The 1594-nt window shown below is 37.1% G+C and carries 2 protein-coding genes and 1 pseudogene; all 3 read right to left on the bottom strand.

Translation table 11 applies throughout. The features are described 5' to 3' along the window. Window positions 1-199: 199 nt before the first annotated feature. Window positions 200-547: a hypothetical protein gene (locus ACFIJW_RS03335; protein WP_375633279.1), complete on the bottom strand. Its 348-nt coding sequence runs from the start codon at window positions 545-547 to the stop codon at window positions 200-202. A 12-nt stretch (window positions 548-559) separates the two neighbouring features. Next, window positions 560-1099, bottom strand: a complete 540-nt coding sequence (locus ACFIJW_RS03330) for a hypothetical protein (protein WP_375633278.1) — start codon at window positions 1097-1099, stop codon at window positions 560-562. 15 nt (window positions 1100-1114) lie between these two features. After that, a pseudogene (gene ssb / locus ACFIJW_RS03325) lies at window positions 1115-1594 on the bottom strand (single-stranded DNA-binding protein); the annotation flags it as partial.

The following is a 1594-nucleotide window of genomic DNA, read 5'->3' as shown; positions in this document are numbered from 1 at the left end:
AGTACAGTGCTGTCATTAAATACGATTTGCTACACTTTGTCAACATAAAAATAACACATATTGATAATTTCAAAGGGAATCTGTATGAAGCGAAGATGCTACAATGAAAAACAAGATAAAATCTAATGTTATTATCGTATTTAAAGAAAATTGCCTTATTCGGAATAATAAGTATCTTATTCACTAGCCATATAAGTAGTCAATCATTAGCAGAAGATAGGTATTTAAAACTATGCCCAGATGGCCAAATTCCTGTTTTGCGTGATGTACGAAATCCATCTTCTTTTATTGCTTGTGTTGATTCAAAAGAAATACCTCCTACTGAAGGACTTCCTAGAGATAAATTTAAACTAATTGCTACTAATGAGGAAAAGTATAATGAAATATTGAAGCGTCGTTTAAAAAAAAGGCAGACAATAGAATGGTTCGTAATAGGCTTTATAATAATCACCATAATGTCTCTTCCGATTAACATACTCTGGAGATTTAGGTTAAAGATTCCTGCGTTTTTATTTACAATAATGACCGTCTTAGCTGTTATTGCCATTCCCTTCATATTCTATTGATAGTTATTTTTGCAAAAGTGCTTCTGAAGCACATTAAGAGCAACGCGTAATGAATTCACAAGGTGTGGTAGCATTTGATCTTCTATAACGAGGGACTGTAACGCAGCATGAAGATTATACTGTCTATAGAGGCATTGGGCTTCTTTTAGTGCCTCTTGCATGTTTATAAACTGCTCTGTTGCAAATGCTACCCACTTGTCTCTTGCTTTATCATCAGAAGATGATGGCATTTCGTCATAAATTGCATTAGGCAAGCCTTTTGCACAAAGGTAATTATTTCTTATCTGTAGGTACTGTTGCGCGGCATCATATTGCTCTTGAGTAATCACGCCTTGCAAACAAAGCCGCCCGATATAGGTACCAGAAAGTGGATTTTTTGCCTCCTGTAGCGTTAAACCGAAGCGCTTTGCACGCATTTCTATTGCCAATTTATCAACGGCTTCACGCGGTGCTTTTGCACGTGATATACGTCCGTTTGGTTCTCTTACCTGCCCTGCTATTTTAGGGCGTCCCCTTTTTTTATTTTTTTTCATAACACCGCCTTTTATTTAAAAAGGAACGCTATCATTCATAACGGTATGAGATGTATCAAGAGGTCTGTAAATGCTTCTGTCATAAGCAGATGACTGATCTTGATTATCATCATTTTTGCCATCTAAAAGCTTTAACTCGCCTTTGTACTGAGGCAATATGACTTCTGTTACATAGCGNAGATGACTGATCTTGATTATCATCATTTTTGCCATCTAAAAGCTTTAACTCGCCTTTGTACTGAGGCAATATGACTTCTGTTACATAGCGATCAACACCGTTTTTATCTTGCCATTTACGGGTTTGTAGTCGCCCCTCGATATAAACTTTGCTGCCTTTATTCAGATACTGGAGTGCTACTTTTGCCAAGTGTGGATTAAACACCACAATGGAATGCCATTCGGTTTTGTCTATTCTCTTATTGGTTGCCTTGTCTGTATAGCTCTCAGACGTTGCCATTCGAAAATTGACCACCTCGATGCCAGATGACATTGTTT

The sequence above is a fragment of the Bartonella sp. MM97QHHN genome (assembly GCF_042194285.1).
Classification (GTDB): domain Bacteria; phylum Pseudomonadota; class Alphaproteobacteria; order Rhizobiales; family Rhizobiaceae; genus Bartonella.
Note: the sequence above shows the minus strand (reverse complement) of the source record. Positions and strands in the feature narration are given on the sequence as shown.